This is a genomic window from Caulobacter sp. FV1ye6ST (assembly GCF_058681225.1).
Window position 1 is genome coordinate 4,665,774 of sequence record NZ_CM178733.1, and the last position, 26,600, is coordinate 4,692,373.

23 protein-coding genes and 2 pseudogenes are annotated in these 26,600 nt (G+C 67.5%); 7 read left to right on the forward strand and 18 right to left on the reverse strand.

The window, feature by feature from the left end:
* Window positions 1–29 precede the first annotated feature (29 nt).
* The 6 genes from ACW175_RS22140 to ACW175_RS22165 all read right to left on the reverse strand — a co-directional run bounded on the left by ACW175_RS22140 (window position 30) and on the right by ACW175_RS22165 (window position 7,238).
* Complete coding sequence (locus ACW175_RS22140) at window positions 30–1,325, reverse strand: spinster family MFS transporter (protein ID WP_492102081.1); 1,296 nt, start codon at window positions 1,323–1,325, stop codon at window positions 30–32.
* 82 nt (window positions 1,326–1,407) lie between these two features.
* A complete protein-coding gene (locus ACW175_RS22145; RefSeq protein WP_492102082.1) occupies window positions 1,408–3,648 on the reverse strand; it encodes a TonB-dependent receptor in 2,241 nt (746 codons plus the stop codon).
* A gap of 289 nt (window positions 3,649–3,937) precedes the next feature.
* Complete coding sequence (locus ACW175_RS22150) at window positions 3,938–4,630, reverse strand: TetR/AcrR family transcriptional regulator (RefSeq protein WP_492102083.1); 693 nt, start codon at window positions 4,628–4,630, stop codon at window positions 3,938–3,940.
* Window positions 4,631–4,722: 92 nt separating this feature from the next.
* Window positions 4,723–6,186, reverse strand: coding sequence for a carotenoid oxygenase family protein (locus ACW175_RS22155; RefSeq protein ID WP_492102084.1), 1,464 nt, complete (start codon window positions 6,184–6,186; stop codon window positions 4,723–4,725).
* 12 nt (window positions 6,187–6,198) lie between these two features.
* Window positions 6,199–6,645, reverse strand: a complete 447-nt coding sequence (locus ACW175_RS22160; RefSeq protein WP_492102085.1) for a DUF2141 domain-containing protein — start codon at window positions 6,643–6,645, stop codon at window positions 6,199–6,201.
* 32 nt (window positions 6,646–6,677) lie between these two features.
* The gene (locus ACW175_RS22165) at window positions 6,678–7,238 is read right to left on the reverse strand and encodes a DUF2306 domain-containing protein (RefSeq protein WP_492102086.1); all 561 of its coding nucleotides are present in this window, start codon (window positions 7,236–7,238) and stop codon (window positions 6,678–6,680) included.
* Between the two features lie 149 nt (window positions 7,239–7,387).
* On the opposite strand from ACW175_RS22165, the gene ACW175_RS22170 reads away from it, so the two are divergent.
* Window positions 7,388–8,128, forward strand: coding sequence for a LytTR family DNA-binding domain-containing protein (locus ACW175_RS22170; protein WP_492102087.1), 741 nt, complete (start codon window positions 7,388–7,390; stop codon window positions 8,126–8,128).
* A gap of 5 nt (window positions 8,129–8,133) precedes the next feature.
* Here ACW175_RS22170 and ACW175_RS22175 read toward each other — a convergent pair.
* From ACW175_RS22175 to ACW175_RS22195, 5 genes and pseudogenes are all read right to left on the reverse strand, one after another.
* Window positions 8,134–8,784 (reverse strand): annotated as a pseudogene (locus tag ACW175_RS22175) (methyl-accepting chemotaxis protein); the annotation flags it as partial.
* Between the two features lie 150 nt (window positions 8,785–8,934).
* Window positions 8,935–9,930: pseudogene (locus ACW175_RS22180) on the reverse strand (Tar ligand binding domain-containing protein); the annotation flags it as partial.
* Window positions 9,931–10,343: 413 nt separating this feature from the next.
* Window positions 10,344–11,753, reverse strand: coding sequence for an efflux transporter outer membrane subunit (locus ACW175_RS22185; protein WP_492102088.1), 1,410 nt, complete (start codon window positions 11,751–11,753; stop codon window positions 10,344–10,346).
* Window positions 11,753–14,941, reverse strand: a complete 3,189-nt coding sequence (locus ACW175_RS22190; RefSeq protein WP_492102089.1) for an efflux RND transporter permease subunit — start codon at window positions 14,939–14,941, stop codon at window positions 11,753–11,755. The genes ACW175_RS22185 and ACW175_RS22190 overlap by 1 nt, the downstream gene beginning before the upstream one ends.
* Window positions 14,942–15,090: 149 nt before the next feature.
* Window positions 15,091–16,269: an efflux RND transporter periplasmic adaptor subunit gene (locus tag ACW175_RS22195; RefSeq protein WP_492102090.1), complete on the reverse strand. Its 1,179-nt coding sequence runs from the start codon at window positions 16,267–16,269 to the stop codon at window positions 15,091–15,093.
* Window positions 16,270–16,678: 409 nt separating this feature from the next.
* Between ACW175_RS22195 and ACW175_RS22200 the strand changes: the two genes are divergently transcribed.
* A complete protein-coding gene (locus ACW175_RS22200) occupies window positions 16,679–17,332 on the forward strand; it encodes a TetR/AcrR family transcriptional regulator (RefSeq protein WP_492102091.1) in 654 nt (217 codons plus the stop codon).
* On the opposite strand, the gene modB is transcribed toward ACW175_RS22200, so the two are convergent.
* Both modB and modA read right to left on the reverse strand, forming a co-directional pair.
* Window positions 17,329–18,009: a molybdate ABC transporter permease subunit gene (modB, locus tag ACW175_RS22205; RefSeq protein WP_492102092.1), complete on the reverse strand. Its 681-nt coding sequence runs from the start codon at window positions 18,007–18,009 to the stop codon at window positions 17,329–17,331. The two genes, ACW175_RS22200 and modB, sit on opposite strands and share 4 nt — an antisense overlap.
* Before the next feature lie 2 nt (window positions 18,010–18,011).
* Window positions 18,012–18,770: a molybdate ABC transporter substrate-binding protein gene (gene modA, locus ACW175_RS22210; protein WP_492102093.1), complete on the reverse strand. Its 759-nt coding sequence runs from the start codon at window positions 18,768–18,770 to the stop codon at window positions 18,012–18,014.
* Window positions 18,771–18,839: 69 nt separating this feature from the next.
* On the opposite strand from modA, the gene ACW175_RS22215 reads away from it, so the two are divergent.
* A complete protein-coding gene (locus tag ACW175_RS22215; RefSeq protein ID WP_492102094.1) occupies window positions 18,840–19,610 on the forward strand; it encodes a TOBE domain-containing protein in 771 nt (256 codons plus the stop codon).
* Here ACW175_RS22215 and ACW175_RS22220 read toward each other — a convergent pair.
* Window positions 19,607–20,155, reverse strand: a complete 549-nt coding sequence (locus ACW175_RS22220; protein WP_492102095.1) for a GNAT family N-acetyltransferase — start codon at window positions 20,153–20,155, stop codon at window positions 19,607–19,609. The genes ACW175_RS22215 and ACW175_RS22220 overlap by 4 nt on opposite strands.
* A gap of 25 nt (window positions 20,156–20,180) precedes the next feature.
* Window positions 20,181–20,873, reverse strand: a complete 693-nt coding sequence (mtgA, locus tag ACW175_RS22225) for a monofunctional biosynthetic peptidoglycan transglycosylase (protein ID WP_492102096.1) — start codon at window positions 20,871–20,873, stop codon at window positions 20,181–20,183.
* Window positions 20,874–20,979: 106 nt separating this feature from the next.
* Here mtgA and ACW175_RS22230 point away from each other — a divergent pair, with 106 nt between their 5' ends.
* Together ACW175_RS22230 and ACW175_RS22235 are read left to right on the forward strand one after the other, a co-directional pair.
* Window positions 20,980–21,642, forward strand: coding sequence for a nitroreductase (locus tag ACW175_RS22230; protein ID WP_492102097.1), 663 nt, complete (start codon window positions 20,980–20,982; stop codon window positions 21,640–21,642).
* Window positions 21,643–21,789: 147 nt separating this feature from the next.
* Window positions 21,790–22,116 (forward strand): GIY-YIG nuclease family protein, encoded by a 327-nt coding sequence (locus ACW175_RS22235; RefSeq protein WP_492102098.1) that lies wholly within the window; start codon window positions 21,790–21,792, stop codon window positions 22,114–22,116.
* A 100-nt stretch (window positions 22,117–22,216) separates the two neighbouring features.
* Here ACW175_RS22235 and ACW175_RS22240 read toward each other — a convergent pair whose 3' ends face one another.
* Window positions 22,217–23,263: a WD40 repeat domain-containing protein gene (locus ACW175_RS22240; RefSeq protein WP_492105030.1), complete on the reverse strand. Its 1,047-nt coding sequence runs from the start codon at window positions 23,261–23,263 to the stop codon at window positions 22,217–22,219.
* A gap of 263 nt (window positions 23,264–23,526) precedes the next feature.
* On the opposite strand from ACW175_RS22240, the gene ACW175_RS22245 reads away from it, so the two are divergent.
* Both ACW175_RS22245 and ACW175_RS22250 read left to right on the forward strand, forming a co-directional pair.
* The gene (locus tag ACW175_RS22245) at window positions 23,527–23,976 is read left to right on the forward strand and encodes a biopolymer transporter ExbD (protein WP_125156952.1); all 450 of its coding nucleotides are present in this window, start codon (window positions 23,527–23,529) and stop codon (window positions 23,974–23,976) included.
* Window positions 23,977–24,112: 136 nt separating this feature from the next.
* Entirely contained in the window at window positions 24,113–24,550 is a 438-nt protein-coding gene (locus tag ACW175_RS22250; RefSeq protein WP_492102099.1) for an ExbD/TolR family protein, read from the forward strand.
* Between the two features lie 180 nt (window positions 24,551–24,730).
* Here the strand turns inward: ACW175_RS22250 and ACW175_RS22255 are convergent, their stop codons facing one another.
* Together ACW175_RS22255 and ACW175_RS22260 are read right to left on the reverse strand one after the other, a co-directional pair.
* Window positions 24,731–25,849 (reverse strand): CobW family GTP-binding protein, encoded by a 1,119-nt coding sequence (locus tag ACW175_RS22255; protein WP_492102100.1) that lies wholly within the window; start codon window positions 25,847–25,849, stop codon window positions 24,731–24,733.
* Between the two features lie 58 nt (window positions 25,850–25,907).
* A complete protein-coding gene (locus ACW175_RS22260; protein ID WP_492102101.1) occupies window positions 25,908–26,537 on the reverse strand; it encodes a hypothetical protein in 630 nt (209 codons plus the stop codon).
* Window positions 26,538–26,600: the final 63 nt, after the last annotated feature.

Below are 26,600 nucleotides of genomic sequence, written 5' to 3' on the forward strand. Positions count from 1 at the left end.
GACGCGCCCTACTCTACCCAATCCCTCCCCTATTCCACCCAGTCCTTGTCCAGACGGCGCGAGGCCAGGAACAGCAGTAGTGCGGCGGCGACGTAGAAACCCAGGCCGTAATAGAGGGCGTGGCGCATCGACTCCGCCCCGTAGCGTGGGGTCAGCAGGTCGGAAACATAGCCGAAGAACCACAGGCCCACGGCCAGTCCCAGCAGGTTGTTGATCAGCAGGAAAAGGGCAGAAGTCGTGGTCCGCATCGAGGCCGGGGCCAACTGCTGCACGGCGGCGATCACCGGACCCAACCAAGCCAGGTTTAGGCCGGTCGGGATCAGGAACAGCAGGAAAGCCAGCACCATCGAGTGGGTGTTCATGGCCAGCAGGAAGCACGGCAGAGCGATCAGGAAGCAGATGGCCGGCGCCAAGGCGTAGGCGGCCTTGTTCTTGGAGCCGAACCGGTCGGCCAGTACGCCGCCCAGCCAGATGCCGGCCACGCCGCCGAACAGCGACAGGGCGCTGTAGAACATCGCGCGCTCGGGCAGGCTCAGGCCAAAGCTACGCTGGAAGAAGGTTGGCAGCCAGAAGGCCACGCCATAGCCGCAGATCGACGAACAGGCCGCGCCGAAGGACAGCAGCCAGAAGCTGGGCTTGGGCATCACGGTAGCCAGCACGGCGCCGAACGCCGGGGCCTTCGGCGGGGCCATAGGCGGCGCGCCCGGCTCGACATCCATGCCGCCGCGCACGGGGTCCTTGACCACCCAGCGGAAGATTGGGGCCAGCAGCACGCCCGCCGCGCCGACAGCGATGAAGGCGAAGCGCCAGTTGACGTAGGCCGCGATCAATCCACCGAACAGCACGCCAAGGGCCGTGCCCAGCGGGATGCCGAACGAATAGACCGCCAGCGCGCGCGCCCGCTGCGACTTGGGGAAATAGTCCGAGATCAGCGAATAGGCCGGTGCGATGCCGCCAGCCTCGCCCACCCCAACGCCGACCCGCGACAGAAACAGGCTCCAGAACCCGCCAGCGAAACCACAGGCCATGGTGAAACCGCTCCAGACGGTCAGGGCGACGGTCATGATCCAGGTGCGGCTGACTCGGTCGGCCAGCCAGGCCAAGGGCACACCCAGGGTGGCGTAGAGCGCCGCGAACGCCACCCCGCCCATCAGCCCGATCTGGGTGTCAGAGAGCTTCAACTCAACCTTGATCGACCCGGCCAGGATGCCGAGGATCTGCCGGTCCAGGAAGTTGAAGGTGTAGGCGAGGATCAGCATCGCCAGGACCACGTAGCGATAGCCCGACCGTTGGGTCTTCGTCGCCGTCTGCTGCTGCTCGCTCATGCCCGCCCCCGCTACGCTACCGCCTACATAAAGAAAGGGCGGGACTTGTTGCAGCAAGTCCCGCCCAGCTGGTCGCCTAGATTTAGAACGCCACCTCGACCGAGCCGGCGAAGGTGCGCGGCGGGCCGTAGAAGCCGATCACCGAGTTGTTGTAGGTCGGCGCCCCGAAGTTGTAGCCGCCCGTGCGGTACTTCTCCTTGGTCAGGTTCTTGCCGGTGAAGGCCAGCTTGTACTTGCCGCCCGGAGCGGTCCAGATCGCCGTCAGGTCGACCAGGGTGAAGGCCTTCTGGTCGAGGGCCGGCAGCGGCTGTTCGAACTGCTGGTACTTGTCGCGGTAGCTGACCATCGGGGTGATGGCGATATCGCCGCCGGCCAGCTCGGTGCGCCAGGTCAGGCTGACATTGCCCGTCCACTTCGGGGTGTTCTGGAAGCCGTAGAGGTCGGCGACGTTGACCACCTGGCCGGTGGCGAGGACCGTCGACGGGTTCAGCGGGTTGGGCGCGCCGGCCGGAACGAAGCGGCTGAAGGTGTCGTACTTGGCGTGGATGTAGCCCAGCGCGACATTGCCCGACAGGTGCTGGCTGAACTTGGTCGTGGCCTCGAACTCGGCGCCGTACAGGGTGGAGGCGCCCGCGTTGTCGACCGAGCTGGCGATGCCCGAGGGCACCACGACCTGGGTCGTGACCTGCTGGTTGGTATATTTCGACAGGAAGATCGCCGAAGAGAACGAGACGCGGCGGTCGATCGCATAGCCCTTCAGGCCGGCCTCGTAGGTCTTCACGACTTCCGGCAGGTAGCCCTGGGTCGTCTGGGGGGTGATGAACGCGTCGCCGCGCATGTCCCAGCCGCCCGACTTGTAGCCCTTCGAGAACGAGGCATAGGTGTTCAGGTCGTCGGACAGTTCGTACGAGACCGAGATGCGCGGCGTGAACTGTTCGAAGGTGCGAACGGCGTCATAGTTGGTGCGCACCTGCAGGATCGGACGGTTGGTTCCGCCCTGGTACGGCGACGGCGTGGCGCCGAGATAGAAGAAGCGGAACACGTTGGCGCGCTTGTGGTCGCGGGTGGCGCGGGCGCCCAGCGAGACCTTCAGGCGGTCGGTCAGGTTGGCGCTGAAGTCGAAGAACGCCGCGAAGCTCTGGGTGTTGACCTTGCCGCCGTCGGCGATCGAGACGCCCAGATTGCCGGCGATGGTGTCGAACTCGCCCGAGGCCTGGCTGTTCATGTAGTACAGGCCGAAGACGCCCTGGACGTTCTCGTCCGAATAGACCGCCTGCAGTTCCTGCGAGAACGAGCGGTCGTCGTAGGTGGCCGGCACGTCCAGCGTCGGCAGCGGGGTGCCGTCGAAGTCGATCAGGGTCTGGGTGTGGCCCTTGCGGTTGGCGGTGATCGACTTGAACGACAGGTTCTTGGTCGCGTCCCACTGGCCGGTCAGCGACACGCCCTCGGTCTGGACGTGGTTCTTGTCGCCCAGGCCGGCTTGGGTGTCGTAGATGCCCAGGATCGGATAATTGCCGACGGTCGGCAGGGTCTCGCGGTGGCCGTGACGCGGGTTCGAGTTGTCGACGACCTTGTCGTAGGCCAGGCGGAAGAACAGGTCTTCGGTCGGCTTGTACTCGGCGCTCAGGCGATAGGCCTCGACGTCCTTGTCGTACTGCTCGGCGCCGGTGGTCAGGTTCTTGCCGTAGCCGTCGCGCTTGTAGCGGGCATAGGCGCCGCCGACCGACAGGCCGCCGGCGACCGGCGTCTGGCCAGAGACCATCAGGTCGGTCTGGTTGTAGCTGCCGTAGGTCGCGCGGATCTTGGCGCCGGCTTCGTCGCCCAGGCGCTTGGTGACGTACTTGATCGCGCCGCCGATGGTGTTGCGGCCGTACAGCGTGCCCTGCGGGCCGCGCAGCACTTCGATGCGCTCGATGTCGAAGATGTCGAGCACCGCGCCCTGCGGACGATAGATGTAGACGTCGTCGACATAGAGGCCGACGCCGGGCTCGTAGCCCCACAGCGGATCCTGCTGGCCGACGCCGCGGATGTAGCTGATCAGGGTCGAGTTCGAACCGCGGGCGGTCTGCACCGTGATGTTCGGGGTGGTTTGCGAGAGCACGGTGATGTCCGTGCCGCCCGAGCGTTCCAGCTTCTCGGCCGAGAAGGCCGAGACGGCCACCGGGACGTCCTTCAGGTTTTCCTCGCGGCGACGGGCGGTGACGACCACCTCGTCGACCGAGACCTTGTCGCTCGCCGCCGGCGCCTCTTGCGCCGACGCGACGCCCGCGATCGTGCTCCACGCCGCGCCAGCCAACAGCGCGGCCTTCCACATCGAAGTCATGGGGTTCCCTCCCTTGCGTTCCGCCCGTCCGAGCCGGATCCGTCTTGTGCGGACGCGTGCTCGGGATTCGCCATTTCATCGAACAGCGAATTGCAGGCACCATCACCCGAACCCGCGCCAAGCGCCAGAACTTTTTCATCACTTGATGAAAAAGAGTGTGGGCGGATGATGCTCCCCCGCGATGCGGGGGAGCTGTCGGCGAGGCCGACTGAGGGGGCTAACTGGACATTGGCCGAGATTGCCCCCTCCGGCCCTCTGGGCCACCTCCCCCGCGATGCGGAGGAGGATCTTACTTGCTGTGCTTGGCGATCACCGCTTCGAAGCCAGCGGCGCAGTAGGCGAACAGCCGCCGCCGGACCGCTTCCAGGTCGCTGGAGCGGCACTCGCCTTCCGACAGCGAGTCGATCCGTCCGGTCTCGGACAGCGACAGCATCATCGAGCCGGTCAGGAACTGATAGCACCAGTAGAGGTCGCGATATTCGGCCTGAGGGCGGGCGATCTTCAGGGTCTCGACCAGCTGGTGGACCACGGGATCGAAGAAGCGGGTCATGGTCTCGCCGCCCCAGGCGGGCGTGTTGTTCACCTGGGCGACCAGGGCGAAATAGCTCTTCCAGCCGGGACCGCCGTCCTGGGAGATGCGCAGCAGGGGATCGATGAAGGCCTCGATCACCCCCTCGACGGTCATGGTCGCCGCGTCATGCGTCGCGACATAGGCGTTCATCGACGCCTCGCGGGCCTGGTTGAGGATTTCGGCCCGACGCACGAACACCGCGTCGAACAGTTCGCGCTTGGCCCCGAAATAATAGTGGATCAGCGCCGTATCGACGCCGGCCTCGGCCGCCACCTGGCGCGTCGTCACCCCGTGGAAGCCGTGACGAGCGAACAGCCCCTCGGCGGCGTCGAGGATGGTCTCCTTGAGATCCAGCCCCTTGGCCTTGGACGGACGGCCCCGCCCGCTCACGCGGGTCTTGGTTGCGGTCATGGAAATGGAGGTCCGCCGTGGTTGCGCTCCGTCCTCGGATAGGCGCATCCCGGCGGACCTGGCAAGGGACCCTTGTTATCCAAGCGTCTTATCTAGGCCGGGGCGAACACCCCGTGGAAGGTCACCGGCAGGGCCACGGGCGCCCGCCAGGAGACCACGGGGCCTTGCTGGACGAGGCGCGCGTCGAAGACGTGCAGCTCGGTCGCCTTGGCGTCGAGATTGACCGTCGTGCCGACCAGCCAGCCATCCAGTTCCTCGGACGAGCCCGGGCGCGGGACGAAGATCGCCTCCTCCACGAGGTGACGGGAGCCGAAATCGAATACCTGGTCGCGATCCTTCTTCCAGTCGCGGACGGCCAAGCTCTGGAACAGGGGGCGGTCGGGCCGCTCATTGGTGACGTGTACGGAATAGCGGCGGCTCAGGCCGGCGAAGCGGGCGTCGCCACGCGGGAACTCGGCGCTCACCGTCTCCTTGGCGAACTCGCCCTTGCCGTCGGCGCGCAGGGTGATCAGCGCACGGCGCGGCGGGGCGGCGCGGACATGCTGGCCCCGCAGCAGCAGGCCGGCGTTGATCGCCGTGCCCGACGCGTCATCGTCGACGCAGGCGTCAAACCGGATCGTCCCGTCGGCTTCCTCCCAGGCGTCGCCCAGGTGGAAGAAGAAGAATGGCGGCAGCTCGAACACTCGGCGCTTGGAAAGGTCGTCCTTGTCCAGCACCAGCACCTGGGTCCCCAGCTCGGGTTTCCAGGCCATCGAGGTCGAGAACGGCATGACCATTCGCTCCTGCATCCAGGGCTGCAGCACCAGGATCAGGTGGCGGGCGGTGGCGGTGAAGTCGTGCATGTAGCTGGCGCGCGGCAGCTTGATCATCTCGGCCTTCCGCAGGGCGCCGTCCGGGGCCAGCGTCCAAACCACCGCCTGATGGCCGCCCAGGCCGATGTTCCAGACCGTCCCGTCGGGCTGCACGCGCGGATGGGCCGAGAACGGCATGCCCTTCAGGTCCGGCCGCAGGATCTTGAAGCCCTTGGTGTCCAGGCTGGCGGGATCCAGGGCGGTCGGCGAGCCGCCCTCCCACAGCGCCCACAGCTCCCCGCCCGCCATCAGCACCGAGGTGTTGGCGGCGTTGGCGTCGTCCGGGCCGGTGATCACCGCGCCGGGGCCGGCGGAGGTGCCAAAGCCGGGGGTGATCACCGCGTTGGCGGCGGTGTCGTTGCGGCGCTTCACCGTGTCCACGAAGCGGGCGCTCATCCGAGCCTGGCCGCCGGCGATCTGGAACTTGCGGACCATGCCGTCGCCGTCGAACCAGTGGCCCACCGAGCGTCCCGGCCGGCGGAACTTGGCCGGGCCGTTGCGGAACAGGGTCCCGGTCAGATCGACCGGCGCCTTGCCGTGCAACCGGGTCAGGCCCGTCGGCGCCATGTCGGCCTCGACATCGGCCAGGCCCAGGGTCCAGTCCCCCGCCTTGGCGTTGGCCGCCGCGGCCCAGACCGCTTCGGGGGTCAGCAGGGATGCGCCGCCCATCAGGGCCGCGCCACGCAGAATGTCGCGCCGGTTCATCGCTTTCGGCTCCTAGCGCAGGTGGACGACTTGGGCGTTGGCGCCGGCCTTCACCGTGAAGGTCGCGGCGTCGAAGCTGGGCGGGCCCATGTTCGGTATCGCGTCGTTCGAGAAGCCATAGGGCTCCACGGGCATGCCGAAGGGATTCATGCCCATCTTGCCGTCGCCGTCGACGTCCTGGAACGCGCGGACGGCGTAGGTCCCCGGCGGCAGGGCGACGATCTTGGCGGCGGGCTCAGCGTCCGACGCCGAGGCCTGGGCGACGCGGGCCGGCTTGCCCGAACTCCAGCCCTGGGCGCTGTCGTAGACGGCGATCAAAACCTTGCCCGACTTCGAGGCCAGGGCGGGAAAGGTCAGGGTGAGGTCGCCGAAGCCGGCCTGGGCGGCGGCGTCCTGGGCGTGGGCGGCCGGAGCCAGCAGCGCGGCGGCCACGGCGGCGAGGGTCAGGGTCTTCAGCATGATGAGGTCCTTTTCGATGGAAGGTGAGAGGGTCAGCCCAGGAACACGGTCCAGAGCAGGCGACCCGGGATGAAGGCGAACAGGCCGGCCAGCAGCAGGCCGCCGGTGAACATGCCGGTCATGGCCCGGCGGTGGGCGGCGACCCTGCCGCGCCTGACGGCGTAGACCGCGCCCGGCAGGCCGACGATGGTCCAGCCCGAAAGCAGGTGGATGAAGCTGAAGGCGCCGTGGTTGATCTCGCGGATGAACAGCGAGCTGACCGCCGTCGATCCCATGGCCAGCACCCAGGTCCAGCCCAGCAGCTTGTGCAGGCCCGTGCCCTTCACCCGCATCATCAGCGCGATGCCGATGGCCAGGGCGGTCAGCGCCGAGACCAGGTGCAGCCTGATGACGGCGGGCGCTTCGGCGATCCGCGACAGGTCCGGCGCGTGGGGATGGAACGGGATGCGCGCGGCATAGCCCGCGAAGTCGGTGAACAGCTTGGGCGAGGCGACCGCGACGATCAGGACGGCGGCGCCGACGCCGAACGCGGCGTTGCGCAGGCTGGTCCAGCGTTCGGCGCCCTGCGAGATTGACTTGCCCTCCGAGGCCATCTTCGTTCACTCCGGTTCCGAGCGGGGCGGCGGATCGCCTCGCTGTCGAGAATCTGAGTGGAGGGGTCGGACCCGTGTCTCAATCGTCGTTGCGTCAGTCACCGGCTGGGTTTCGTGAACGGCTGGCGGACGCCGTTCGCGCTTCGCGAATGGCGCTGACCACGAGGGAAGCCCTGCGCGGTTTCGCGGTGTCGGCGGTGGGCGGCGTCTTCCTGGCCCTGATCGGCGCGTTCGGGACGACCGAGATCCCGCTGCCCATACGCCTGGCCTATTGGGTGGGTCTGTGTCTCGCTGGGGCGATCGTCGGCACCGGCGTCAGCCAGCTCATCGGCCGCGAAGGCCGGGCGGATGCGCGGCCCTGGCTCTATGGCGCGCTGACCGTGGTCGGCGTCACCCTGCCCTTCACCTTCGTGGTCTGCCTGGTCAGTGAGCTGACCTTCTCCGGCCACCTGCGGCCGGGCGCCCTGTCGGTCTACCTGGTCCCGGTGTTCATCGTCACCACGGCGATGACGGCGCTGAACTTCCTGGTCCAGCGCCAGCCGGTCGAGACCCACGCCGCGCCCGCCGGCGCGTCGGGTCCGCGCTTTCTGGACCGGCTGCCGGCCAAGCTGCGCGGCGCCGAGCTGTTCGCCGTCGCGGCCGAGGACCACTATCTGCGCCTGCACACTTCGCGTGGCCAGGACCTGATCCTGATGCGCCTGTCCGACGCCGTGGCCGAGCTCGATGGCATCGAGGGCGCCCAGACCCACCGCTCATGGTGGGTTGCCAAGACGGCGGTCGAGGGCGCCCGACGCGGCGACGGCCGGGCGACCCTGCAATTGAAGGGCGGCGTCGAGGCGCCCGTCAGCCGCGCCTACGCCAAGGCCCTGCGCGAGGCGGGCTGGTTCTAGGCGGCCCGCGACCGGGTCGCACCGGCTTGGCGCTGCCCCACACTGAACTGGCCCATCAGCAGGGTCAGGTTGTCGGCTTCGCGCGAGAGGGCGTGGCTGGCGGCCGTGCTCTCCTCGACCATGGCGGCGTTCTGCTGGGTGGCCTGGTCCATCTGGGTGACGGCGACATTGACCTGCTCCAGGCCGGAGGCCTGCTCCTGGGCCGAGGCGGCGATCTCGGCGACGACGCCGTTGATCTGGCCGACCTGGGCGACGATCCGCGCCAGGGCCTCGCCGGTCTTGCCGACGAGGTCCACGCCCGCGTCCACCTGGTCGGTCGAGGCGGTGATCAGGGCCTTGATCTCCTTGGCCGCGTCGGCCGAGCGCTGGGCGAGCGCGCGGACTTCCTGCGCCACGACCGCGAAGCCGCGACCGGCTTCACCCGCGCGGGCGGCCTCGACGCCGGCGTTCAAAGCCAGAAGGTTGGTCTGGAAGGCGATCTCGTCGATCACCCCGATGATGTTGCCGATCTGGGCCGAGGACTTCTCGATCTCGCCCATGGCCGCGACGGCGTCGGCGACGACCTGGCCGCCAGTCTCGGCGTCGGTCTTGGCCGCGCCGACCACGCGGCGCGCTTCCTTGGCGCCCTCGGCGGTGCGCTTGACGGTGGCGGTGATCTCTTCCAGCGCCGCCGCCGTCTCCTCCAGGCCGGCCGCCTGCTGCTCGGTGCGCCGAGCCATGTCGTCGGAGGCTTTAGTGATCTCGCGGCTGCCGGCGCGGATACCGTCGGCGTTGCCGATGATCACCGTCATGGTGTCCTGTAGGCGCGTCAGGGCGACGTTGAAGTTCTCGCGCAGCTTCTCGTACTCGACCGGCAGGTCGTCATTGACACGATAGGTCAGGTCGCCGCCGGCCAGGCGGTCCAGGCCGACGCCGAAGGATTGGACGACCAGTTCCTGCTGCTCGGCGATGGCCTTGGCGGCGATGGCCTGGCGCTCGGCTTCCGAGCGGGCCTTGGCGGCGGCCATATCGGCGTCGGCGGCTAGCTTGGCGATGGCGTTGTCCTTGAACACCTGGACGGCCCCGGCCATCTGGCCCAGCTCGTCCTGGCGACCCACGGCCGGGATGGTGACGGCGTTGTCGCCGCCGGCCAGGCGCAGCATGGCGGCGGTCATGGCCTGAAGCGGACCCGAGACCTTGCCAATGACGATATGGGTGGCGAAGGCCATCAGGCCGGCGGCGACCAGGGCGATGACGCCCATCACCGCCGTGGCGATGTTCCCAGCCGTCTTGGCGGCGACGCCGTCGCTGTGCGCCACGCGGGTCTGCAGGTCGACCAGCGCCCCGACATTGGCGGTGACCGGATCGATGTTGGGATAGAGCTTGCCGTCGACGAAGCCTTGCAGGCCGGCGGCGTCGCGCGCCTTCAGCAGGCCTTCCAGCGTCTCGACCGAGGCGTCGGCGGCGGGAAGCGCGGCGGTGACCTTGTCGGCCAGGCCCTTCTCCTCGTCGGTCATCTCTGTAGCGGCGTAGGCTTGCCAGTTCTGGCTGATCGTCGTCTTTGCCGCCTGGACGTTTTCCAGCGCCTTGTCCATCGACAGCTCGCCCGACCGCGCCTTGTGAGCGGAGTCGACGATGTTGACGGCGTACATGTCGCTGACGGCCTTCAACTGCTGCATCGGCTCGACGCGGTCGGTGATCACCGACTGCATGCGCTGGTTGGCGACGTTGTTGGCGATGAAGCCGGCCAGGCCGATCGCCGCCATGCCCACGCCCAAGGCGGCCAGGCAGCTCAGTAGTCTCGTCTTGATGGTCCAGGTCATCGGATCCCTCGCGGCCTTCCCCGACGCGGCCGCCTCTTGCCGGGCGGCCGTCCGCCGTTTCAGGGGGAATGGCTCGCGGATCGTTAACCAAAAGCTTCAGTGCAACTCGGCGTAGGAAGCTTGCGGCGCAGGGGTTCGCACAGGGTCCGCGCCGAGGCGGGACTTGGAGAAAATCCGTTCCCCAACCAAACCCGAGACACGACCGTTTCGGCTCTCCAGCCCCTGAAAGGCGGGAAAACTCGCCGAAACGATCCGCGAGCGCTCCCGCATGCGACAGAGTGGCGCACTCGCGCTCCGCTTGTTGTCCCCACCTTCGGAGCGCTCGCGTCGGCGGTATCGGGTTTGCTGTGCGAAACCGAGCCGCGAAGACTAGTTCGCCCCGGCCGCGAAATGGCCGGGGCGAACCTTTGGTGTCAGGCCTTCCAGCCGCCGCCCAGGGCCTTGTAGATGGCCACGACGTCGGTGTTGACGCCGGTCTCGGCGACGCTGAGGCTGTCCTCGGCGGCCAGCAGGGTGCGTTCGGCGTCCAGCAGCACCAGGAAGTCGATGCCGCCCTCCTTGTACTGAATCCGGGCCAGCTCGGCCGCGCGCCGCGAGGCGGCGGCCTGATTGGTCAGGCTGACCAACTGGGACTGCTGCTGACGATACGAGACCAGGGCGTTCTCCAGGTCCTCCAGCGCCCGCAGCACGGTCTGGTCGTAGTTGGCCAGGGCCGCGTCGTCGCGGGCCCGCGCGGCGCGCAGGCGAGCATGGGCGCTGCCCAGGTCCAGGGCCGGCCAACTGACGCTTGGGGCTACCGACCAGGCCTTGCTGGCCCCGTTGCCGAAGCCGGCCGAGGTTCCCGACAGGAAGCCGACGAAGCCGGTCACCGAGACGCGCGGGAACAGGTCGGCCGTCGCCACCCCGACCTGAGCGGTCTGCGAGGCCAGGCGACGCTCGGCCGCCTGCACGTCCGGACGACGGCGCAGCAGGTCCCCCGCCTGGCCGATCGGCAGGGCGGTGATCAACGGACGGACGTCCGCCTCCCGCGAAACGAGGAGCGCGTCCAGCGCGCCGGGGCGCTGCCCCGTCAGGACGGCCAGGCGGTAGTTGGCCCGCTTCTCGGCCGTGATCAGGACCGGGATCGCCGCCTCGGTGGCGTTCAGGCGGGCCTGGGCGCTGGCGACGTCGATTGGACTGCCGGCCCCGGCGTCGAACCGCACCTTGGTCAGGCGCACGGTCTCGCGCTGGGTCTCGAGGTTGCGGTTGGCGACCTTGAGGCGGGCCTGGGCGCCGCGCAGTTCGAGGTAGTTGCGGGCGACCTCGGCCGCGACCGTGACCTGGGCGTCGCGCAGTTCGGCCTGGGCCGCGCCGGCTTCGGCGCCCGCCGCCTCGACGCCGCGACGGACGCGGCCGAACAGGTCGATCTCCCAGCCGGCGTCAAAGCCGGCCTGGTAGGTCTGGCCTTCGACGCGCTGGCCGTTCGAGCCGGGCTGCTGCTGGTCGCTCTTCACATAGGTCCCGTCGGCGGTGACGTGCGGCAGCAGGTCCAGCTTCTGCTCGGTGAACAGGGCCCGGGCCTCGGCGACGCGCGCTACGGCGATCTTCAGGTCCAGATTGGCCGAGAAGGCCTGGCCGACCAGTTGGTCCAGCACCGGGTCGCCAAAGGCCTTCCACCATTCGGCTTCGGGATTGGCGGCGGTGAAGACGGCCGGGTCGGCGTTCTGGAAGGCCGCCGGCGGGGTCGCCGGCGCCTTGTAGTTCGGGCCTACCGCGCAGGCGGCGGCCGTCAGGGAGACGCCGGCGATCAGCGCGGCGCGCAGAGTGTTAGCGAAGACGGACATCAGTGAGCCTCCACGGCCGGAGCCGTCGAATTGGCCAGCGCCGCCTTCTTGGCCGCGGCCCGGCGGGCGGCGGAGCGACGGATGACGAAGTAGAAGATCGGGGTGAGGATCAGGCCGAAGACCGTGACGCCGAGCATGCCGGAGAACACCGCCACGCCCATCGCCTTGCGCATCTCCGAACCGGCGCCGTGGCTGACGACCAGCGGCCACACGCCCATGATGAAGGCGATCGAGGTCATCAGGATCGGCCGCAGGCGCAGGCGACAGGCTTCCAGCACCGCTTGCAGCGGCGTGTCGCCATGTTCCTCGCGCTCCTTGGCGAATTCGACGATCAGGATGGCGTTCTTGCAGGCCAGCCCCACCAGCACGATCAGCCCGATCTGGGTGAAGATGTTGTTGTCGCCATGGGTCAGCAGGACGCCAGCCAGGGCGGACAGCAGGGTCATCGGCACGATCAGGATGACGACCAGCGGCAGGCTCCAGCTTTCGTACTGGGCGACCAGCACCAGGAAGGCCAGCAGCACGCACAGCGGGAAGATGTAGACCGCCGAATTGCCGGCCAGGATCTGCTGGTAGGTCAGCTCGGTCCACTCGTAGCCCATGCCGTTGGGCAGCTCCTTCTTGGCCAGGTCCTCCAGCGCCTTCTGGGCCTGGCCCGAAGAGTAGCCGGGGGCCGGGCCGCCGTTGATCTCGGCCGTGAGCACGCCGTTGTAGTGGCTCTCGCGGTCGGGACCCGTGGCTTCCTTGAAGCTGACGAAGCTGCCCAGCGGGATCATCTGGCCAGAGCCATTCCGCGTCTGCAGACGCAGCATCTGCTCGGGCTGCAGGCGGAAGCTCTGGTCGGCCTGGACGTTGACCTCGTAGGTGCGGCCAAAGCGGTTGAAGTCGTTGACGTACAGCGAGCCCAGATAGACCTGCATGGTCTCGAACAGGTCGGTCAGCGACACGCCCGAGGCGCGGGCCTTTTCGCGGTCGATATTGGCCTCGATCTTCGGCACGCTGACCTGGTAGGTCGAGAACACCCCGACCAGGGCCGGATCCTTGCGCGCCTTGTCGATCAGGTTCTGGGTCTGCCTGTTCAGCTCGTCAGGACCCAGGCCCGCCTTGTCGACGATCTGCATGCGGAAGCCGCCGATCGTGCCCAGGCCCTGAACCGAAGGCGGCGGGAAGACCGCGATCTGGGCGTCGGGAATGGCGCCGAACTTGGCGTTCAGCTCGCCGACGATGGCGTTGGCCGACATCGACTTGTCCTTGCGGTCCTTGAAGTCGGCCAGCGGGAAGAACACCGCGCCGGAGTTGGGGCTGTTGATGAAGCCGTTGGCCGACAGGCCGGGGAAGGCCACCGAGTGCTTGATGCCCGGCACCTTCATGGCGATGTCGCCCATCTGGCGGATCACGGCTTCGGTGCGATCCAGCGACGCGGCGTCGGGCAGCTGCACCACGGCGACGACATAGGCCTTGTCCTGCTGCGGCACGAAGCCGCCCGGGGTCTTGGCGAAGGCGCCGAAGGTCAGCAGCAGCAGCACGCCATAGATGATCAGGCCGGCGGTCGACTTGCCTAGGCTCCTGGCGACGCCGTTGACGTAGCCGTTCGAAGCCTTGGCGAAGAAGCGGTTGAACGGGTTGAACAACCAGCCCAGCGCCGCGTCGATCATCTTCTGGAAGCGGTCCTTCGGCGCGTCGTGGCTGCGCAGAAGCACGGCGGCCAAGGCCGGCGACAGGGTCAGGGAGTTGAAGGCCGAGATCACCGTCGAGATGGCGATGGTCAGGGCGAACTGACGGTAGAACTGGCCCGACAGGCCGGTGATGAAGGCGGTCGGGATGAACACCGCGCACAGCACCAGGGCCGTGGAGATGATCGGTCCGGTGACCTCGCTCATGGCCTTGCGGGTCGCCGCGGCGGGCTCGAGGCCGTTGGAGATGTTCCGCTCGACGTTCTCGACCACGACGATGGCGTCATCGACAACGATGCCGATGGCCAGGACCAGGCCGAACAGGGTCAGGGCGTTGAGGCCGAAGCCCAGCATCAGCAGCACCGCGAAGGTGCCGACCAGCGAAACGGGCACGGCGATCAGCGGAATGACCGAGGCGCGCCAGCCCTGCAGGAACAGCACCACCACCAGGACCACCAGGATGATGGCCTCGATCAGGGTGTGGACCACCGAGTCGATGCTCTCCTGCACGAAGGCGGTCGTGTCGTAGATGATCTCGTAGTCGACGCCTTCGGGGAAATCCTTCTTCAGCTCCTTCATCGTCTTCTTGATGTCGGCGGCCATCTGCAGGGCGTTCGAACCGGGACGCTGGAAGATCGGCATGGCGACGGCCGACTTGTTGTCGAGCAACGAGCGCAGGGCGTAGTTGTTGGCGCCCAGCTCCACGCGGGCCACCTCGCCAAGGCGGGTGATCTCGCCGTTCTCACCCGAGCGGATGATCACGTCGCGGAACTGCTCCTCGTCGGTCAGGCGGCCAGGGGCGTTGATAGACAGCTGGAAGTCGGCGCCCGTATTGGTGGGCGGCGCGCCCAGCTGGCCGGCGGCGACCTGGACGTTCTGCTCGCGCAGCGCCTTGACCACATCGCCGGCCGTCATGTTCAGCGAGGCCAGCTTTTCCGGGTCCAGCCACACGCGCATCGAGTAAGCGCCCGCGCCGAAGATCTGCACGTCGCCCACGCCGTCGACGCGCTTCAGGCGGTCGCGGACGTTCAGCTGCGCGTAGTTGCTCAGATACAGCATGTCGTAGCGGTTGTTGGGCGAGATCATGTGCACGACCAGGGTCAGGTCGGGCGAGGCCTTGTCGGTGGTCACGCCGATGCGCTGCACCTCCTGGGGCAGTTTCGGCAGGGCCTGGGCGACGCGGTTCTGCACCTGCACCTGGGCCTTATCGAGATCTGTCCCGAGGGCGAAGGTGACGGTCAGGATCATCGCCCCGTCGGATGCCGACTGCGACGACTGGTAGATCATGCCCTCGACGCCGTTGATCGCCTGCTCCAACGGAGCGGCGACGGTCTGGCCGATGACGGAGGGGTTGGCGCCCGGATAGGCGGCGCGCACGACCACGGTCGGCGGCACCACTTCGGGATATTCGCTGATCGGCAGCTTGGGCAGGGCCACCAGGCCGGCGATGAAGATGATGATGGAGAGCACGGCCGCGAAACGCGGTCGGCTCACGAAGAATTTCGAGAAGTTCATGGCGGTCGATCCGGGGAGGAGCCGATGGGGTAAGCGTCGGGCGCAAGCGGTCCCTCCCCGCCATCCGGCGAGCGACAGGAACCGCGAAAACCCTGGAAAAAGACGCCCGACTCGTCATGCGAGCCGGGCGTTACGCTTCAGGTTCGAACCTAGTTCTGGCCGGCGGAGCGACCGACGGCGATCTGGCGGCCGCCGACTTCCAGCTGCGAGAGGTCGGCCAGGTCGGTCTTGACCTTGACCGGAGCGACCGTGTCGCCCGGCTTGACCTTCTGCAGGCCGCCGACGACCACCCGATCGCCAGGCTTCAGGCCCGAGCGGATGATGCGCAGGTTGCCGGCCAGCGGACCGACCTCGACCGGGCGGTACTCGGCCTTGTTGGCGCCGTTCACGACCACGACGAAGCGCTTGCCCAGGTCGGTGGCGATGGCGCGATCGGGGGCGAGGGCGACGACCTGGCTCTCGGCGCTGACCAGGCGGATCCGCGCGAACAGGCCCGGCGTGAAGCGGCCGTCGGCATTGGCGAAGATCGCCCGGCCGTTGATGGTGCCGCTCTTGGCGTCCAGGGCGTTGTCGATGAACGACAGCTTGCCCTCGTGCGGATAACCGTCCTCGGTGATCAGGCCCATATAGACCGGGCTGCCCTTGCCGCGTTCGGCCGAGGCGTACTTCAGGAAGGTCTGCTCGTCGGCGTTGAACTCGGCGTAGATCGGGGTGTCGGACACCACGGTCGTGAGCAGGGACGCCTGGGTGACCAGGTTGCCGCGGGTGATGATGGTCTTGGAGATCCGGCCGTCGATCGGCGAGGTCACCTTGGTCCATTCCAGGTTCAGGCGGGCGGTCTGGTAGGCCGCCTGCGCCGCCGAGACGTTGGCCTGGGCCGCGCGCTCTTCCGAGGCGAGGCGGTCGAATTCGCTCTGGGCCAGGGCGTTCTGGTCGATCAGGCGACGGCCGCGTTCGCGGTTGATGCTGGCCAGGTCCAGCTGGGCCTTGGCGCGCGACACCTCGGCGGCGGCGCGGTCGGCCTCGGCCTTGTAGGGGCGCGGGTCGATCTGGAAGAGCACCTGCCCCTTACGGACGCGGGCGCCCTCGGCGAACTGGGCGCCGTCGACATAGCCGCTGACGCGCGGACGGATCTCGACGGTGTCGATCGGCTCAAGGCGGCCGGTGAAGTCGTCCCACTGGCGGAGCGACTTGAAGGCGACGTCGGCGACGGTGACCTGCACGGGCGGCGGGGCGGCGGCTTCCTGCTTGGCCTGGGCCGAGCAAGCGGCCAGCACGGCCACGGCGGCCAGGCCGGCGAAGGACGTGATGACGGGTTGGATACGCATGGGGGAGGACCCTGTCGGGAGATGAAGCGGGGAGGCTGAGGGGGAGGTTCTTGTTGTCATTCCCAGACAGGCCGCCGGGCGGCGCGTCGGGTGCTTGAGGACCAGGTGTCGCCCAAGGCGCGGACGGTGGATTGTCCAATCCACCGCCGGCTGGGACCGGCCTGAGATTTAAAAAAGCCCAGCAAACCCTTGGCCTGCTTGGCTTGGGGCGCGGCGTCGTAAACGTTTGTTTGCGGTGGCATTGGCGCGCGCTCCTTTTTGGGGTTTAAGAAACTGAAATGTCGCAGGGGCTGTTACTTGACCCGGGCGACCGGAAGGCCGATTTAGAATGCGACGAGACCGTTCGGTATCATCGACAGGCCGAGAGATACTGACCGGTAACTCGCACGTCAAGGAGAGCACTGCCAAAATGGCGACGAGAAATTCTGGGGACGTTGTCGGGGGCGACACGGAAACCGCTGTGGGGGCATCCCACGGGGTGTCCTTGAGCGGGGCCGTATCCAAGCGCCCCGCGCGGGACCGGATCTTCGAGACCGCCCGCGAGCTGTTCTATCAGCACGGCATCCGCGCGGTCGGCGTCGAGACCATCGCGTCCGAGGCCGATGCGACCAAGATGACGCTGTATCGCAACTTCCCGTCCAAGGACGAGTTGGTCGCCGAGGTGCTGCGCGAGCAGGAGCGCGACTACTGGGCCTGGTGGGAACAGGTGACGTCGTGCTGCTGCACCGACCCGCGCGCCCAGCTCGAGGCGATCTTCGACGCCTTCGAGACCAAGGCCTGCAACGCCGACATCCACGGCTGCCCGCTGTCGAACGCCGCGATCGAGCTGCACGAGGAGAACCATCCGGCCCAAGTGGTCTCGGTCAACTACAAGAAAGAGCTGCACCGCCGCCTGAGCGACCTCACCCGCCGCGCCGGCGCCAAGGATGACGACCTGGCCGACTCGCTGATGCTGCTGATGGAGGGCGCCTACATCTCGCGCGTCACCCTGGGCGTATCGGGTCCGGTGCGGGCAGTGGCGCGGTCAGCGCGGACGCTGATCAAGGTGCATCTGGACGTCTAAAGGGTCCGCCCCTTGGGATCGAGGACCTTCGACCGGGCCTCGATCCCCGGCAGGGTCAGCAGGACGATGAAGGCGAAGGCCAGCAGCATCAGCGACAGCTGGTGCGCCCTCCCCCACTCCATGCCCTCGACCAGGCGATAGATCTCGGTCGACAGCACGCTGGTCTCGCCCGGGATATTGCCGCCCAGCATCATCACCACCCCGAACTCGCCGACCGTGTGGGCGAACACGAGAATCGCCGCAGCGACATAGCCCGGAATCGACAGCGGCAGGGCCACCCGCCAAAAGCGCTGCCACGGCGAAGCGCCCAGGGTGGCGGCGGCTTCCATCGGCTCCTCGCCAATCGCCAAGAAGGCGTTGCGCAGCGGCTGCACGGCGAACGGCAGCGAATAGATCAGCGAGCCGATCACCAGCCCCTCGAAGGTGAAGGCCAGGGTGCGGATCCCGAACGGCTGCAACAGCGCCATCAGCGGACTTTTCGGCCCCAACGCGATCAAGAGATAGAAGCCCAGCACGGTCGGCGGCAGCACGATCGGCAGGGCCACCAGGGCCGTCACCGGCGTGCGCAGCGCCGAGCGCCCGCGCGCCAGCCACCACGACAGCGGCGTGGCCAGGATCAGCAGCAGGACGGTGGTCAGCCCCGCCAGCTTGCCGGTCAGCCACAGCACCTCCGCCATGCTCAGCGGACCTCGTAGCCGTAGCGCTTGATGATCGCCTTGGCCTCGCCGCCCTTCAGGAACTTGAGGAAAGCCTTGGCCGCCTCGCTGTTCGCGCCGGTCTTCAGCAGCACGGCCTGCTGGTCGATCGGCGTGTGATTCGACGCCGGCACGACCCAGCGCGAGCCGCCCGGCTCGTCGATCACCTCCGACAGGGCCACGAAGCCGAGCTCGGCGGCGCCCGTCTGGACGTATTGGAAGGCCTGGGTGATCGACGCGCCCTGCACGATCTTCGGCTTCAGCGCGTCGTGGAGCTTTAGCCGGGTCAGGGTCTCGACCGCCGCCTGGCCGTAGGGCGCGACCTTGGGATCGGCGATCGACAGCTTCTCGAACTTGCCCTTGGCGAGCACCGCGCCCTTGCTGTCCACCAGCCCCGGGGTCTTGCTGAACAGCACCAGGCGACCGGTGGCGTAGGTGAAGCGCGAGCCCGGAACGGCCAGCCCCTCGGCCTCGGCCTTTTGCGGCCGCTCGGCGTCGGCCGACAGGAACACCTCATACGGCGCGCCATTGGCGATCTGGGTATAGAACTGGCCCGACGACCCGAAGCTCAAGGTCGCATCATGGCCTGTCCTGGCCTTGAACCTGGCGGCGATCTCCTTGGCGGCTTCGGTGAAGTTGGCGGCCACGGCGACCTTGGTCTCACCCGCCAGGGCGGCGCCGCCCAGGACCAGCGACAGCGCCCCGGAAAGGGCGGCGATCAGCATCGGACGACGGGCGATCATCTGGTAGTCCTCGTTGGATGCTACGGTTATGTAGGCCTTATACATAACGGTGAATTTGGAGCGCGACCAGTGAGCGAAGACGGCGACTTCACCGCATCCCTGATCCTCAAGCGCGGCGGCCTGGCGCGCGTGGGGCTGGAGCGCATCGCCCTTCTCGAAGCCGTCGCGCGGCTGGGCTCGATCAGCGCCGCGGCCAAGCAGGTCGGGCTTTCGTACAAGGGCGCCTGGGACGGGGTGCAGGCGCTGAACAATCTGTTCGACTCGCCTCTAGTCAGCGCCGCGCCCGGCGGCCGCAGCGGCGGCGCGGCCGAGGTCACGGCGCGTGGGCAGGCGGTGATCCGCGCCTTCCGCGCGGCCGAGCGCGAGGTCGGCGCGGCCTTCGCACGGCTCGAGGCCGACCTCTCGGGCGACGCCGAAATGCTCTGGAGCCTTGGCCTTCGCACCAGCGCCCGCAACGCCCTGCGCGGAGTGGTCTCCGACATCCAGGGCGACGGCGTCACGGCGACGGTGATCCTGACGCTGGCCGACGGCCTCTCCCTTCGCGCCTCGATCACCCGACGCAGCGTCGAGGACCTGGGTCTCGCGCCGGGTCGCCCCGCCATCGCCTTGGTCAAGTCCAGCTTCGTGCGGATCGCGGAAGGCGATGGCGAAAATCGCCTCGCAGGCCGGGTCATCGACCGCGACGAGACCGAAACCTCGGCGGAGATCACGATCGATCTTTCGGCCGGAAAGTCCCTTACCGCCACCTTGCGGCCGAGCGATGCGGCCTGGCCAACGCCCGTCGGCGCGAAGGTCGAGGCGCGGATCGCGGCGTCCGATGTGATCCTGGCCGTCGACTAGAGGGCCCGCCGCGCGCGCCACGCCGCCGCCGTCTGCCCCCAGGCCTCCACCTTCGAAGCCTCGTAAGGCGCGGGCAGCTTGCTCGGACCACGGTTGATCGAACCCAGGCGCTCGGCCACCTTCTGGGACGGCGTGTTCGCCGGGTCGATCAAGTGAATGATGTCGGTCCAGCCCAGGAAATCGAAGGCCCAGTCCATCGACGCCTCGGCGGCCTCGATCGCGTAGCCCTTGCCCCAGGCCGACGGATGCAGTCCCCAGCCGACCTCGGTTCCTGGCCAGCCTTCGGGAACCCGCGGGCCAATGCGGCCGACCCAGGCGCCGGTGGCCTTCTCGACCACGGAGAACATGCCAAAGCCGTTCAGCGCCCAGGAGCCCGCCACGGACGCCAGGCCCCTCCAGGCCTCGGAGCGCGCCTGCACGCCGCCGATGAAACGCGCGGCGACCGGGTCGGCCATCATCTCGGCCCAGCCATCGAGATCCGTATCGGCGGTGGGCCGCAGGATCAGACGCCGCGTCTCCAAGGTCGGCCCCGGTGCGATTCCCATGGCGTTCTCCCCGTCTTCTTCCGTTCTAGTCGGCCACGCACGCGGCCAGGCCGCCTCGGCGCACCGCCCCCGAGGACTTGCCGATCTTCTGGGTCCGCTTGGCCACGTACTTGCCCGGCTTGATCACCCGCCATTTCAGCGGGCTGGGCAGGATGGCCGCCAGGCGCGAGGCCTGGGCCTGGGTCAGCTTGTCCGCGTCGACGCCGAAATAGCGCTGCGAGGCGGCCTGGGCGCCGTAGATGCCCGAGCCGAACTCGATGGAGTTCAGATAGACCTCCATGATCCGCTCCTTGCCCCACAGCAGCTCGATCAGCACCGTGAACCAGGCCTCCAGGCCCTTGCGGACGTAGGAGCGCCCCGGCCACAGGAAGACGTTCTTGGCCGTCTGCTGGCTGATGGTCGAGCCGCCGCGGATCTTCTTGCCAGCCTCGTTGTTGGCATAGGCTTTCTGCAGGGCGTTGAAGTCGAAGCCGTGGTGCTCGCAGAACCGGGCGTCCTCGGCGGCGATCAGAGCGCGCGGCAACGCCGGCGCGACCTTGTCGATCGACCGCCAGCGGTGATCCAGCCCCCGCCCCTCGACCGCGCGGATGACCATCAGCGGCGTCACCGGCGGCGGGATGAAGCGATAGAGAATCACCGTCACCACCGGCCCAGCCACCAGCACGATGAACAGAGCCAGCGCGATATTCCGCAACAGCCGCCGCACGAAATCCCCCAAGAAGCGTAACCGAGAAGTCTACTTGTCTTGACCTTGCGGACGGATGCTAACCAGACCCATCGCCGCTGTCGCGCGGCATAGATACACGGGTTCAAGGGAGCCTTCGATGGACGTGATCGACGCCGTCAACCGCCGCATGTCGGTGCGCGCCTTCAAGCCCGATCCGGTCAAGGGCGCCGTGGTCCGCGAGCTACTGGAAGCGGCCGCCCGCGCGCCGTCCGGCGGCAACCTCCAGCCCTGGCGCGTCCAGGCGGTGGCCGGTGAGCCGCTGGAAAGGCTGAAGGCGACCATGCTGGCCCGCGTCGCCGCTCCCGATCCCACCGAATACGACGTCTATCCGGCCAATCTGTGGGAGCCGCTGCGGACGCGCCGCTTCCAGGTCGGCGAGGACATGTATGGCGCGCTGGGCATCCCGCGCGAGGACAAGATCCAGCGGCTGCAGTGGTTTTCGACCAACGGCCAGGGCTTCGGCGCGCCGGTGCAGCTGTTCTTCTCGATCGACCGCCGCTGCGGCCCGCCGCAGTGGAGCGACGTCGGGATGCTGATGCAGACCTTCATGCTGCTGGCGGTCGAGCGGGGCCTGGACACCTGCCCGCAGGAGTTCTGGTCGCACTACAACAAGATCGTCGACGACCATGTCGGTCTGCCCGAGGGCCATATGCTGTTCTCCGGCATGGCCCTGGGCTATCGCGACGAAGCCGCGCCGGTGAACAATTTCCGCTCACGGCGCGCGCCGTTCGAGGAGTGGGCGGAGCTGAATGGGTTTTGAGGGCTTACAGGGACAATCTCGGCTGAACGCTCGGCGCAAACAACACCTCATCCTGAGCTTGTCGAAGGACGAGGTGTTCGGCGCGAGGCTGGAACAACTCAATTCATGGGCGCATATTGACGATCGCTCACCCTTAGGGTTTTCGCGATGTATGATGTCCAATCCGCCTGGGTTTATATCGTCCGGTGCGCGGATGGCGCCTACTACGTTGGCTCACATCGTGGTCCCGACCCAGCGGTGCGCGTCAGCGGCCACAACGCGGGCCTTGATCCAAAGGCGTTCACCTACAAGCGTCGCCCTGTGGAGCTCGTCTGGGCGGGCGATTTTCAGTTCATTACCGACGCCATAGCCTTCGAGCGGCAACTCAAGGGATGGAGCCGCGCCAAGAAGGAGGCGGTGATCCGAGGGGACTGGGAGGCGCTTCCCGGTCTGGCGCGATGCCGAACACCCCGCCCTTCGACAAGCTCAGGGTGAGGTGTTGTTTACCTCGGCGTCAGCTGTTGTTCACGCCGCACATCACGTCCTCATCCTGAGCTTGTCGAAGGACGAGGACGTCGTCATGCCTTGCCGGTCATCACCCCGCGAACTGGCGCGGCCCGGAAAGGTCCGGGATCTCCAGCACACCCGCCTCGCCGCTCTCGTCGCCCCAGGCGAAGAACCGGCCGTCGGCGCTGGTCGAGAGGGCGCTGATCGGGGCGCCCTTCTCGGCCTTCAGGGTCTCGATGCGGCCGTTGCGCATGTGGGCGGCCCAGATCTTGCCGTTGTCCTGGGCGGCCAGGCAGACCGGCTGGACGTCGACGCCCGCCACGCGGACGACCATCGAATCACGGGAGAAACCGATCTCGGCCGCTTCCTTGCCCATCGGGCCGCTGGCGCCGGCGAACGGCCAGATGACCGCGCCCGAGGCGCCGGCCGTGGCCAGCAGGTTGCCCTTGTCGAAGAAGGCCACGCTCTTGATCTTGGACGGATAGCCGCCCATCCGCATGTCCTTGCCGTCCGACAGACGCCAGCCGTGCAGCTGGTTTTCCTGCATCGACGAGATCAGGAACTTGCCGTCCGGGCTGAATTCCACGGCGATATGGCTGCCGGCCCACTTGAGGACGGTCGGCTTCTGGTCGGCGATGCGGGCGTACCACAGCTGGGCCCCGCCATAGGTGGCGCTGGCCAGACGGCGGCCCTTGGGCTCGAAGGCCAGGCCCGACACCGTCTTCTCATGCGTGAAGGTCCGGGCGAAGGCCGGGTCGGCGACGTCGCGGACGTGGACCTCCTTGCCGGCCGTGAAGGCGATCAGGCCCGAGGCGGCGCTGGTCGCCACGTGCTCGATCCAACGGTTCTTCACCTCGGCGATCAGGGTGGCGATGACTTCCCCCGTTCCATTTGGACCGCCCTCGATTCGGCTCCAGACCACCTTGCCGTCGTCGCCGCCGGTGACGACGCCGACGCCGCTGGGGTGGACGGCGGCGGCCAGGACGGCGCCGCCCATCGCGCCGCCATGGGCCTCGACCGTGACGAATCCCTCCTCGGTCTGGAGGCGGACGGTGCCGTCGCCCAGAGCGAACATGGCGCGGCCCGAGCGGTCGAACAGGGCTTCGGTGACGAAGGCGTCAAAAGAAAAGATCATGCGCGCGAGATAGGACACCGAAGCCTCTACGACCAGACTCTTTCAGAAAGCCCGCCCGCGAGGCGCAATTCGCGCCCCAGGCGAAGCCGAGCGCCGCAAGCTGCACGTTCGAACGGCGTTCGGTCAAAAAGAGTCGAAAAGGGGGTTGCCATTGCGCTGCGTCGTCGGGCTTTACTTCCGCGCCCGTCTACGCCAGACGTGGCGAGGTAACGACATTTCAGGCGCGCCCGTGTTGGCGCGGCCTTCTGGGAGACAGTCAGGCTATGGCGGCTAAACTTGCTGGCGGCGGCGGTGGCCGTTATTCGCTGGGCCAGAATTCCGAAATCAACGTCACGCCCTTCGTGGACATCCTTCTGGTTCTGCTGATCATCTTCATGGTCGCCGTGCCGATGGCCGTGACCTCCATCAAGATCGACCTTCCGCCGGCGGTTCCGCCGCCCCCGAACGCCCCGAAGCCGAAGGAACCGGTCTTCATCTCGATCCAGAAGTCGGGCGCGATCTTCATCGCCGAGAAGCAAACGAGCCTCGATGGCCTGGAAGCCGATCTGAACGCCAAGTTCGCCGCGACCGGCCAAACCGGCCCGAAGGACGAGCAGCGCGTCATGATCCGCGCCGACGCCGACGTGCTGTACGCCGACTTCATGGGCGTGCTGAACCAGCTGCAGACCTCGGGCTGGTTCAAGGTTGGCCTGATCAACGAAGACCTGCACTAGCAGCTTCGACGATCTCGAAAATCAGGGGCCCGGCGGCGACGCCGGGCCCCTTTTTCTTGTCCTGAACTCGCGACTTTACAATTGTAGAAACAAGAGCAATCTACATCTGTAACTTCAACGCGAGAAGGGAAAGACCATGGCGGCGAAACTCTCCGGCGGCGGCGGCGGTCGCTATGCGGTGCGCCAGAACGCGGACATCAACGTCACGCCCTTCGTGGACATCCTGCTGGTGCTGCTGATCATCTTCATGGTCGCCGTCCCCACGGCGGTGACGTCGATCAAGCTGGACCTGCCGCAAGCCACGAACCAGGTGTCGCCCGCCAAGCCGGTGGCGATCGCCATCCAGAACTCCGGCGCGCTATTCCTGGCCGGCCAGGGCACGCGCCTGGACACCTTGGCCCGCGACCTGGACGCCCAGTTCAAGGCCAATGGCGAGGCCGGCGCGCGCGGCGAGCAACGGGTCATGATCAGCGCCCAGGCCGACGTGCCCTACGAGGCGCTGATGGGCGTGATCAACGAAGTCCACGACAACGGCTGGACCAAGGTCGGCATCGTCAACGAGGACCTGCACTAGGGACCCTTCCCTTCTCCCCCTGCGGGAGAAGGTGTCGGCGAGGCCGACGGATGAGGGGTCGCACAAACGAAAACCGCCGCGACAGCTGCAAAGCCGTCGCGGCGGTTCTTGTCTTCAACCCCTCACCCGACCTCCTTCGGAGGCCACCCTCTCCCGCAAGGGGAGAGGGGAAATGGGTGACTAGGCCGCCGTCGCCTCGAAGCCGGCGCGCAGCTCGGCTTCATCCAGGTCGCGGCCGATGAAGACCATGCGGCTGTAGCGCTTGTCCTTGTCGGTCCATTCGCGCTGGAAGTCGCCCTCCAGGATCATGTGGACGGCCTGGAACACCAGACGCTTGTTCTCGCCCTTCACGTCGATGATGCCCTTGGCGCGCAGGATGTCGGGGCCGCGCTTGGCCAGCAGGTCATTGAGCCAGGCGGTGATCTTCTGGCCGTCGACGGGCTTGTCCAGGGTCAGGGAGATCCCCTTGACGCCATCGTCGTGGATGGCGCTGGCATGGCCATGATCGTGCCCGTGATGGTCATGACCGCAGTGTTCGTCGTGAACGTGCCCGTGGTCGTGGTCATGATGGTGATCGTGGCCGCAGTGCTCGTCGTGCACATGGCCGGCCTCGCCGTGGGCCGGGTTCAGGAACGACGGCTCCAGCTCGGTGATCCGCTCCAGGTCGAAGCTGTGCTTGCCCAGGATCGCCTCCAACGGAACGTTGGAGCGCTGGGCGCGGTGGATCGGGGCCAGCGGGTTGATCCGGCGGATGCGGGCCTCGACGTGCCGCAGGTCGTCTTCCGACACCAGGTCGGTCTTGTTCAGCACGATCTGGTCGGCGAAGGCGATCTGCTCGACGGCCTCCTTGCTGTCACCCAGACGCAGCATGATGTGCTTGGCGTCGACCACGGCGGTGACCGAATCGAGCGCCGTGCGGGCCTTGACGTCGTCGTCGACGAAGAAGGTCTGGGCCACCGGGCCCGGATCGGCCAGGCCGGTCGTCTCGACGATGATGGCGTCGAAGCCCCCCTTGCGCTTCATCAGGCCCTGGAGGACGCGGATCAGGTCGCCGCGCACCGTGCAGCAGACGCAGCCGTTGTTCATCTCGAACACTTCCTCGTCGGCCCCGACCACCAGGTCGTTGTCGATGCCGACCTCGCCGAACTCGTTGACGATCACGGCGTAGCGCTTGCCGTGCTCCTCGGTGAGGATGCGGTTGAGCAGCGTGGTCTTGCCGGCGCCGAGATAGCCGGTCAGCACGGTGACGGGGATCTTGCCACTTCCAGCAAGCGGAGGGGGGGCGGGAGCTTGGGTCATGGCCGCTATTTAGGAGCGTCGAGGCCCCAGCGGAAGCGCCTTGAGGCTTGAAGCGCGTTTAGGTCTTCAGGAACGCCACCGCGAGGCCGACCAGGACCAGGGCCACGCCCAGGATGGTTTCCTCGTAGCGCTCGACCCATTGCAGGCCCAGACGCTTGAAACCGGCCAGGGACAGACTGGTGAAGATCAGCATGCCGGCCGAGGTGGCGATCATCAGCACCGCGCTCAGCACCAGGAAGGCCTGCCAGCCGTGCTGCATTCCGGCCAGGTAGTAGGGCAGGAACGCCTCGCAGGGCGACAGGGTCAGCAGGGTGACCAGGGCGATGATCGCGGCGCGATCGGACGTGTAGCTGCGCCGTCCGGCCTCGGGCAGAGCGTGGTTGTGACGCCCGCGCGCTATATAGAAGAGGCCCACGGCGACCATCAGGCCGCCAACCACCCAGTGGAACAGCCCGCCCAGCTTGGGCTCCAGCGCCAGGCCGGCGACCACCAGGCCCAGGCCCAGGGCGATGGTCAGGCCCACATGGCCGAGACCCGCCAGCAGGGTCACGCCCAGGGTTCGGCTCGTGGACCACTTCTGGGCGCGGCCGACCAGCACGAACGGCAGCCAGTGCGTCGGCAGGGCCGCATGCAGGAAGGCCACGGCGAAACCGGTCACGGCGATGGAAGTGAAAAAGGTCGAGCTCACCTCACGGCATATAGCGCGTTATAAAGTAACGTCCCAGGGGGCGTGTCCGCCTAATCGCACTAA

What these genes read in the sequence shown, in the direction of transcription:
- ACW175_RS22160 (WP_492102085.1), bottom strand. Translation starts at nt 6,645, where the DNA reads ATGCTGAAGACCCTGACCCTCGCCGCCGTGGCCGCCGCGCTGCTGGCT.
- ACW175_RS22230 (WP_492102097.1), top strand. Translation starts at nt 20,980, where the DNA reads ATGGACGTGATCGACGCCGTCAACCGCCGCATGTCGGTGCGCGCCTTC.
- ACW175_RS22140 (WP_492102081.1), bottom strand. Translation starts at nt 1,325, where the DNA reads ATGAGCGAGCAGCAGCAGACGGCGACGAAGACCCAACGGTCGGGCTAT.
- ACW175_RS22185 (WP_492102088.1), bottom strand. Translation starts at nt 11,753, where the DNA reads ATGTCCGTCTTCGCTAACACTCTGCGCGCCGCGCTGATCGCCGGCGTC.
- ACW175_RS22165 (WP_492102086.1), bottom strand. Translation starts at nt 7,238, where the DNA reads ATGGCCTCGGAGGGCAAGTCAATCTCGCAGGGCGCCGAACGCTGGACC.
- ACW175_RS22145 (WP_492102082.1), bottom strand. Translation starts at nt 3,648, where the DNA reads ATGACTTCGATGTGGAAGGCCGCGCTGTTGGCTGGCGCGGCGTGGAGC.
- ACW175_RS22170 (WP_492102087.1), top strand. Translation starts at nt 7,388, where the DNA reads ATGGCGCTGACCACGAGGGAAGCCCTGCGCGGTTTCGCGGTGTCGGCG.
- ACW175_RS22150 (WP_492102083.1), bottom strand. Translation starts at nt 4,630, where the DNA reads ATGACCGCAACCAAGACCCGCGTGAGCGGGCGGGGCCGTCCGTCCAAG.
- ACW175_RS22240 (WP_492105030.1), bottom strand. Translation starts at nt 23,263, where the DNA reads ATGATCTTTTCTTTTGACGCCTTCGTCACCGAAGCCCTGTTCGACCGC.
- modA (WP_492102093.1), bottom strand. Translation starts at nt 18,770, where the DNA reads ATGATCGCCCGTCGTCCGATGCTGATCGCCGCCCTTTCCGGGGCGCTG.
- ACW175_RS22220 (WP_492102095.1), bottom strand. Translation starts at nt 20,155, where the DNA reads ATGGGAATCGCACCGGGGCCGACCTTGGAGACGCGGCGTCTGATCCTG.
- ACW175_RS22195 (WP_492102090.1), bottom strand. Translation starts at nt 16,269, where the DNA reads ATGCGTATCCAACCCGTCATCACGTCCTTCGCCGGCCTGGCCGCCGTG.
- ACW175_RS22190 (WP_492102089.1), bottom strand. Translation starts at nt 14,941, where the DNA reads ATGAACTTCTCGAAATTCTTCGTGAGCCGACCGCGTTTCGCGGCCGTG.
- ACW175_RS22200 (WP_492102091.1), top strand. Translation starts at nt 16,679, where the DNA reads ATGGCGACGAGAAATTCTGGGGACGTTGTCGGGGGCGACACGGAAACC.
- ACW175_RS22250 (WP_492102099.1), top strand. Translation starts at nt 24,113, where the DNA reads ATGGCGGCGAAACTCTCCGGCGGCGGCGGCGGTCGCTATGCGGTGCGC.
- ACW175_RS22245 (WP_125156952.1), top strand. Translation starts at nt 23,527, where the DNA reads ATGGCGGCTAAACTTGCTGGCGGCGGCGGTGGCCGTTATTCGCTGGGC.
- ACW175_RS22155 (WP_492102084.1), bottom strand. Translation starts at nt 6,186, where the DNA reads ATGAACCGGCGCGACATTCTGCGTGGCGCGGCCCTGATGGGCGGCGCA.
- modB (WP_492102092.1), bottom strand. Translation starts at nt 18,009, where the DNA reads ATGGCGGAGGTGCTGTGGCTGACCGGCAAGCTGGCGGGGCTGACCACC.
- ACW175_RS22255 (WP_492102100.1), bottom strand. Translation starts at nt 25,849, where the DNA reads ATGACCCAAGCTCCCGCCCCCCCTCCGCTTGCTGGAAGTGGCAAGATC.
- ACW175_RS22235 (WP_492102098.1), top strand. Translation starts at nt 21,790, where the DNA reads ATGTATGATGTCCAATCCGCCTGGGTTTATATCGTCCGGTGCGCGGAT.